The 6,662-nt window shown below is 34.7% G+C and carries 7 protein-coding genes and 1 pseudogene; 2 read left to right on the top strand and 6 right to left on the bottom strand.

The window, feature by feature from the left end:
• The 6 genes and pseudogenes from DXA74_RS15255 to DXA74_RS16250 form a co-directional block, all read right to left on the bottom strand.
• Positions 1-521: pseudogene (locus tag DXA74_RS15255) on the bottom strand (Arm DNA-binding domain-containing protein); the annotation flags it as partial.
• A gap of 499 nt (positions 522-1,020) precedes the next feature.
• Entirely contained in the window at positions 1,021-1,317 is a 297-nt protein-coding gene (locus DXA74_RS15250) for a helix-turn-helix domain-containing protein (RefSeq protein ID WP_118528995.1), read from the bottom strand.
• Positions 1,295-1,603: a helix-turn-helix domain-containing protein gene (locus DXA74_RS15245; protein WP_199666205.1), complete on the bottom strand. Its 309-nt coding sequence runs from the start codon at positions 1,601-1,603 to the stop codon at positions 1,295-1,297. The genes DXA74_RS15250 and DXA74_RS15245 overlap by 23 nt, the downstream gene beginning before the upstream one ends.
• Positions 1,604-2,127: 524 nt before the next feature.
• Positions 2,128-3,240, bottom strand: a complete 1,113-nt coding sequence (locus tag DXA74_RS15235; RefSeq protein ID WP_118528989.1) for a hypothetical protein — start codon at positions 3,238-3,240, stop codon at positions 2,128-2,130.
• A gap of 4 nt (positions 3,241-3,244) precedes the next feature.
• The gene (locus tag DXA74_RS15230) at positions 3,245-4,675 is read right to left on the bottom strand and encodes a hypothetical protein (RefSeq protein WP_118528986.1); all 1,431 of its coding nucleotides are present in this window, start codon (positions 4,673-4,675) and stop codon (positions 3,245-3,247) included.
• Between the two features lie 60 nt (positions 4,676-4,735).
• Positions 4,736-5,143 carry a hypothetical protein gene (locus DXA74_RS16250; RefSeq protein WP_147401154.1) on the bottom strand — a complete coding sequence of 136 codons (408 nt, stop codon included), beginning with the start codon at positions 5,141-5,143 and terminating at the stop codon, positions 4,736-4,738.
• A gap of 283 nt (positions 5,144-5,426) precedes the next feature.
• Between DXA74_RS16250 and DXA74_RS15225 the strand changes: the two genes are divergently transcribed.
• Both DXA74_RS15225 and DXA74_RS15220 read left to right on the top strand, forming a co-directional pair.
• Entirely contained in the window at positions 5,427-6,119 is a 693-nt protein-coding gene (locus tag DXA74_RS15225; RefSeq protein ID WP_118528997.1) for an NUDIX domain-containing protein, read from the top strand.
• Between the two features lie 174 nt (positions 6,120-6,293).
• Positions 6,294-6,620 (top strand): hypothetical protein, encoded by a 327-nt coding sequence (locus DXA74_RS15220; RefSeq protein ID WP_118528984.1) that lies wholly within the window; start codon positions 6,294-6,296, stop codon positions 6,618-6,620.
• The last annotated feature ends 42 nt before the right edge of the window (positions 6,621-6,662 follow it).

Here is a 6,662-nt window from a genome sequence, read left to right as displayed (position 1 = left end):
TCAAAGGCACGTACCAGCTCACCGTTGACTTCCGCCAGCGGCAGATCATCCTTTCCGTATTTCTGTCTGATAAGTTCGGCAAGATAGCGCTTGCAGCTTTCATAACGGCGAACGGTAATCAGGGCATAGTCTTTCCCGACCAGGGCACGGCATTGGTCATTGTGCTCCTACATGGTACCGATAAGGGTGCGTACCGCTTCCGGTTCTTTGTCCTGTCCGAAAAATATTTCCTGTAACAGACGTGCCGTTATAGGCTGGTTCTGTTCTTCCGGCTCACAAAAAATCTGATGTAACTTGATTCTCGCATTTTCGATATAGGCATTCAGATCACATGACTTGCGGCTTTTGCCTCTGGCGGATTCCTTAGCCTGACTCCAGAGAGACGGGGCAATGCTTTTGCGGATGTTGTTTTCAACTCGCGTACCATCTACAGTGATACGCATACAAACGGATGCTTCTCCATTTTTCAGCAGCTTGGTCTTCTTCAAGAAGAAAAGCACATTGAATGAACTTCTTTTCATTTTCCTACAGTTTTAGTTTGGATAAAAGTAGGAACCCGACCACGTTTTCTTGATACGCAAAACATTGCAAATCAGTGAGAAAGACTCTAATTTGATGGAGATTTTTGCTCCACCTTTTATCTCCACCTTTTGCTCCACCTCAAACGGTAATATTTTGCCGTTTTTTGCGTGTCGGGGGAAAACAAAAAATCCCGATTTCGCTTGGAAATCAGGATTTTACTGTCTTTTGCTTTTCTTCAAAGTGGTGCCACCAGAAATCGAATATTTAAATTCAAAATCCTAAATTACAGCACTTTAATATCTTTGGAAAAATCCCCGAACCACTGAATCAGCCATATGCCAAATTCACCAATTTTCGATAGATTCTCGTTAATCATCCTTTGACTTTACAAAGGTAAGTGTTCGGTTCTATTCCTCCAAATATTTATATAGTTATTTAAAGTGGTTACAAGTTATTTGTATAAAGTTTAGCTTTCGATTATTAGTGATTTAAGAAATGTCATTCAAATGCCAAAACTTTGTTTCTTTCCAATATATCTATAATGTCCTGTTCCTTATACAGAATTTTTCCTCCTATTTTGTAATAGGGTAATTTACCATTCATTCTATATTCAATGAGTGTTCTTTTTGTTATTTTGAGAGCCTTTGATAACTCTTGTTCTGTTATATAGCGGTTCCCGTCCAATATAGGTCTGTAGATTAAAGAATTTGCATCTAACATTTTGGATATATCTTCCATGGCTTCAATAAATCTCTTGACCTCATTACTGTCCTTACTCAATACTAGTTGTCCCATTTCCATTATTTGTATGTGTTTTAAGGTTATTCCTCATATAGTTTAGAATATCTTCTTTTTTATAATACACTTTTCTGTCTATACGACTGAAGGGGATTAGTCCTTTCTGCCTTAGAGACAATAGCTTCCTGTCTGATATATTCATAAGAATACATACCTCCTGATTATCCAACCATTCATTCAATTCAGACTTGGAAGAGTTCAGTCCTTTCAATTGTTTTTCTATTTTGAACAATATGTTGTTCATTTCCATAAATGTACCGGCTTCTATGTTCACTATCTCCATAATCATTAGTTTAAGTGGTTGGTACAAAAATAGAAGGCTGTGGAGCACAAGAGGCTATCATCAAAGTGCATTATATGACATCAGATGTCATGGCGAAGCCACTATACTATGCAGATCGGAGGAAGCTGAAATCCCTGTCTTATTTCGGGTTTTGATAAGCAGTCTATGTTTTGTTTTTGAGGAAGGGGGATTTTCACTGTATTTATGAGGCTATATATGGAATATAAGGATAGCCGCCTTTGGTTTATGGCTATGCGTCATGTCGGTCGCAGTTAATCCCTGTAATCTTTCCTTTAATACTAATCCGTTTGCCGCCGCATTCTTTTTCAGGTGAATTTTCATGGCGATAGCCATAAAGAAAATTCTCCTGAAAAAAGGAATAAATGCGGCTGGCAAACCAGGATTGGGATTTATCTTTGATGAAAGGGATAACTGGGTAATGTCCTTTTAATTTATTGGCATGTATTATATTGATTAAGAACTTATTATACATCATTTAACTGAGACTCAAATGAAAATAGTATTTAATTTTTCTTCTGATTCTTTTTTCTTCTAATTGCCTCCTGAATATATTTTATGAGCTTCTCATCAAGTTCGTCTTTAGAAAGCCCCATTTCTGTCAAGAAATCTTTATTCTTTTTCAATGAATTAATAAAAAGTTTCATGTCAGAATCATCAACTTGAATAGCCCAGAAAAGATTTACCAAATATACGATTAAGCTTTTATACTTATCAGACTTATTAATTAGCGATCTACCTAAAACATTCCACGAAATAAAGTCACTTAAGTCACTATCTGTATAGTTGGGCTGAAGACCTAAGATTGGATTAACCAATAGCTGTGTCGCGGAGTTCATGAGATTTACGTATGAACCTAAAGCATATTGTTGATCTTCTGTCATACTATTATAGTCATAACCAAATGAGCTGATATTAATAATAGCTTCCTGAAGTTTTTTTGTTTCATCAGCAATTCTACTAAGTCTTTCATTCAGTTCAACTATAGCCATCTGATATTTTTTTTCATCACGTAAACTAATAAGAAGGAATATATTCTCTAGCTTTTTCTTTTCATTAAGAGACTTCAAGAAAAATATACCACTACCTAATAATGAAAGTCCAGCTATAGTCCATCCAACAGGACCAGCCAAAGCTAATAGAGCATTACCAGCAGCCATTCCTCCACCTCCAGCAGCTAAAGCACCACCACCCAGCCATGCCAATGCTGCATTTGTTGCAGCAGCACCACTCAAAGCAGAAATAGCTGTACCGGTTGAAGCAACACCAAAGGTTGTTGCAATACCCATAGCTGCAGATGGACCAAGAAATGCTACACCAACACCTAATCCAGTACCACTTGCAGCATATCCAACATTTGCTTTTTTGGCAGATTCATAATCATCATATATCTTATCCACCTGTTTTTTCCAAGAAAGTCTTTCTTCTTTTATTCTCTGATAAGTCAGCAGTGTATCACTTGGCACATTTCTAATTTTGTCAATCTGAGATTGAATAATACTAAGTGTATTATACAATATTTCATCTCTAACGCCGAGTTCATTAATAAGTTTGTTTACAATGCTGATTAATGCTTTAAGTCTATCAGTTGATTTATCTAAATTTGATTGTTTGCTCATATTCTTAGTTGTTAAAATAGTTATCTATATCGGATTTTGTTGTCAATATTTTTTTCTCTGGAACACCTCTTAATTTAGCTAATGATGTACTTTTTGTAAAAGCTGTTAAGTAATCATTGTTTCTTAAGTCATCAACTAGAGTAAGGTATTCTTTATCGTCATACAAGATTTCTAGTTGTTGTAGTCCAGATATGTAAAAATCAAGAACAGTTTTTTGTCTTTCAGCAAATATTGCTTTATTCTTTGCCTTATAGTAATTAATTTCACGTTTTGTTTCACCATATAATGAGATAGTAAATCTACCAAGTCCAACAATATTAAGCCTTAAAAAGAATTCGACAGGATTAAAAGAACCAGCTCCAGTAACAAAACCTCTAATTGTAGCATCTCCTATATCTACAAGGCAGAATGTTCCGTGTGCTACCGTTAACATTCTTTTTACTGTAGGATTTTTAAAAGGAGCACATCTGTTCCACATGGCTTTAAAGGAGCGTTGTTCATCTGGTGTTTCTCTGTAATACCCTATGGCACGTCTAATAGAGTAGCATAATCTTACTATCAGTTCATTGACTAGCACAGGAATTAATTGTGTAGTCTGAAAACGGAAATCATAACCTTCTTTGTATAGTGTAAGAGCCAGTTCATTAAAATTTTTATCAAATTCACCAACAGGGATACCTAACTTACTCTTGATTGCAATTATACTATTCATCCATGTCCATAAAGGAGAAGGAATACCCATACCTCTTCCTGAGCTTCCCGAAGAACCACAGACATCAGACATTAGGTGTCCAAACCAATTGACAAAACCGCACCAGAGTTTACCCATAAGAGTGTTTCCTCTTAATTTGAAACTACCATCGGCATCAACTAACTCTATAAGTTCTCCGTTTAAGATAAAATGAGATGAGTTTGTAAATTGGTCAAGTATAGAAACGAATAGACCGAGCAAACTTGGATTATGAGCCAAAGATTTAAAGTGGTGGTTGGTAGGATTCAGTTCAAATATGAACTGACCGGCATCACCGCAACCTCTCTGGTCATAAGGAACTTTAAAGTACCTCTCAAGATAGCTTATTGCTGAACTTACCGGATTCTGTTCATTACCTTTCCAACCACATATTTTAGCGAAATCGCAAGTTCTTCTTTCAAACCAATTATCAGTAATATTGCCCAAAAAAGTATCACCAGGTTTGCCAACAAGAAAAATATCTATTATGCCACATAAAGCTCCTGAACTTGCAGCTAGAGCATAATCAATTTTATCACAATCAGGCTTTAAACCCTTTATTGAATTGATTGTTTCATCTAACACTTCAACATCAGATCTGGCTGCAGACAAGGCAGAGCTGACACTTGCTAAACACTTAAAATTATTACTATCACTGTTTATATCAAGGACTATGAATTCATTATCATTAGTTATTGTACCCATACTTTATATGACATTATATAGTTAATGATAGTTCCTCTTATTTAAATAATTCTATAGGGATTAATATCTTGTTCTTCTTTTAGGAACATAAGTCTTATTACCGTTGCTGTTGATGTAATATTGTCCACCGCGACTACCAGTATGAATGGTCTTACCGCTCCCATAATTATATGCACCTACAGAATAGTCTTTAGCAACAGAACCCGTAGAACCGGTATAAGGATTTGAATTTCCTATGGTAGAGAAGTTGTCATGATTGGTATTATTGCTTCTTGTTTTCATGTGACCATTTACATAAGTTCCGTCTTTTCTAGTGTATCCTTTCTGATAGCGAACTGAGCTATTTGTAGAGGATATAGAGGTAGAAGAACTCGAACCAAAATAGGAGTTTGAATTATATAAACTCTGAGCATTTGTAGAAATAAAACCTATACATGAAAGTGCGAAAGCAAAAAATATCTTTTTCATAATTCTTAATTTTTATGTGACTGAATTTGTTTTACTGATGCAAAGGTATAGAAAGGTTAATATAATGATTTAATAAAGAAATATTTCAATCTGTTTATATAGAGATAAATAAAATAAGATTGCAACATTGCAACCTTATCTTCCCTTAACTTTAAACATCAGAGAATAAAAAAATGAATCGTATATAATGTATAGGTAGATATATTAAAATGCGTAAAATATACGCAGAAATTTGATATTTGAATATGGAATATATATCTTTGCGTATATAATACGCATAATAATGGAAGAATATAAATTTTCATATAAATATCCACATCCTGCAGTAACCGTGGATTGTGTGATTTTTGGATTTGATGGTACCAGCATAAAAGTTCTATTGATTCAAAGGGGAGTAGAACCATATAAAGGAGCATGGGCTTTCCCTGGAGGCTTTTTAAGGATAGATGAATCGGCAGAAGAAGCCGCGAAAAGAGAATTAATGGAAGAAACAAGTTTAAAAGATATACCTTTAGAACAATTCTATACTTTTACAAATGTTGATAGGGATCCACGCGAACGTGTTATAACCATTGCACATTATGCTTTAGTTCGGATGAAAGAAGTGATTGGTGGTGATGATGCAGCTAAAGCAAGTTGGTTTTCATATAATGAGATACCACAACTAGCATTTGATCATGAGATGATTCTTAGAAAGGCTTTGTCTCACCTTAAACATGAAATATGTTTTAAGCCTATAGGTTTTGATTTACTGCCAGAGGTATTTACTATGAGTGAGATTCAAAATCTATATGAAGCAATTCTAGAAGTGAAATTCGACAGAAGGAATTTCTATAAGAAGATGTTGAAACTTGGTTTATTGGAAGAAGTAGGAGTGAGAGAAGCTGATACACCGGCTAGAATACCAAAGATGTATAAGTTCAAATCGGAGAAGTATTTTGAACTTAAGCAAAAGGGGTTCAGGCTAGAATTTTAATATTAGAGAATGGAATATAAACAATATAAAATTGAGCTGAGTATATTATGATAGATACTTCTATAAGAAAAAGCCAAAAAGCATAATATATAATACCTAAGTTCATAAAAAAATATACCTATGTATGTACGTATGTAGCTGTAAAATATTATATTCGCAAAAAAAAGATATAATATGGCATATATTTATAGAAATCCACTTATTGTAGCTTCACCTAAAGGAAAGGTTGAAGTTATAAAAGTGCTTTTTGATGGCAAAGAGAATCCAGGATACTCTTTAGCAATAGTAAAATGGTATGGTGAAATAAAACTAGCTATCAGGTGGAACATAGCTGATAGCGAGTGGGATGATTCAAAGAAGCAGAACGGGCTTTTAGAATGCATAGGAAGTCCTCAATCTAGAGGGCATTCAACATGGTTCGTATTACCAGATGGTCTTGATTTTATAGATAGAATAAACTCAGGCTACAAAGAATTAAAAGATTTAATAACTTATAAATGATAATCCTCAAATCCGCAACTAAGCTCTTCAGCGTCCTTCTTG

It is taken from the genome of Bacteroides sp. OF04-15BH, from assembly GCF_003477995.1.
Taxonomy (GTDB): domain Bacteria; phylum Bacteroidota; class Bacteroidia; order Bacteroidales; family Bacteroidaceae; genus Paraprevotella.
This window is presented reverse-complemented; position numbering and strand designations above follow the sequence as displayed.

What these genes read in the sequence shown, in the direction of transcription:
- DXA74_RS15225 (WP_118528997.1), top strand. Translation starts at nt 5,427, where the DNA reads ATGGAAGAATATAAATTTTCATATAAATATCCACATCCTGCAGTAACC.
- DXA74_RS15245 (WP_199666205.1), bottom strand. Translation starts at nt 1,603, where the DNA reads ATGGAGATAGTGAACATAGAAGCCGGTACATTTATGGAAATGAACAAC.
- DXA74_RS15250 (WP_118528995.1), bottom strand. Translation starts at nt 1,317, where the DNA reads ATGGGACAACTAGTATTGAGTAAGGACAGTAATGAGGTCAAGAGATTT.
- DXA74_RS15235 (WP_118528989.1), bottom strand. Translation starts at nt 3,240, where the DNA reads ATGAGCAAACAATCAAATTTAGATAAATCAACTGATAGACTTAAAGCA.
- DXA74_RS16250 (WP_147401154.1), bottom strand. Translation starts at nt 5,143, where the DNA reads ATGAAAAAGATATTTTTTGCTTTCGCACTTTCATGTATAGGTTTTATT.
- DXA74_RS15220 (WP_118528984.1), top strand. Translation starts at nt 6,294, where the DNA reads ATGGCATATATTTATAGAAATCCACTTATTGTAGCTTCACCTAAAGGA.
- DXA74_RS15230 (WP_118528986.1), bottom strand. Translation starts at nt 4,675, where the DNA reads ATGGGTACAATAACTAATGATAATGAATTCATAGTCCTTGATATAAAC.